The sequence below is a fragment of the Streptomyces sp. SID3343 genome (genome assembly GCF_009865215.1).
GTDB lineage: Bacteria > Actinomycetota > Actinomycetes > Streptomycetales > Streptomycetaceae > Embleya.
In genome coordinates this window covers 1-421 of the sequence record NZ_WWJX01000412.1, presented here as the reverse complement: position 1 = coordinate 421, position 421 = coordinate 1, and the positions used below count along the sequence as shown (strand labels likewise).

General features: G+C 73.6%; 1 pseudogene. It reads right to left on the bottom strand.

What is annotated here, in order from left to right:
- Positions 1–306, bottom strand: a pseudogene (locus GT354_RS13480) (DUF721 domain-containing protein); the annotation flags it as partial.
- Between the last annotated feature and the right edge of the window lie 115 nt (positions 307–421).

The following is a 421-nucleotide window of genomic DNA, read 5'->3' as shown; positions in this document are numbered from 1 at the left end:
GCCGGTGTCGGGGTCGTAGTGGCCGGCGGTGACCTTGTCGGCGTATTCGGGGCAGGTCCGGGGCCAGGTGTCGGGGATGGATCCGCCGGTGACCGGTGCGGTCCAGCCGTGGTCGGTGAGCAGCTGCTCGAGGAGGCCGCCCAAGGGTTGTGGGTCGCGGTCGTCGGTCCGGGCCGTCGAGGACCTGCCAGTGCGGGTTCGTTTCACGGGTGCGTCGCCGGTGCGGTCGCGGGCCGCGGCGAGCGCGGCCCGCAGCGCGAGGCGGGCCAGGTCCTGCGGGCGGACGTCCTCGGTGGGTGCGGTCACCAGGCACCCGTCCCGGTGAGCTTCATCGTGGTCGACGTCGCCCAGTGTTGGGCGCGGTCGACCAGGTCGTCGCCGTACAGGGCGCGGACGTAGTCGGGGTCCTCGGTGAAGGCGA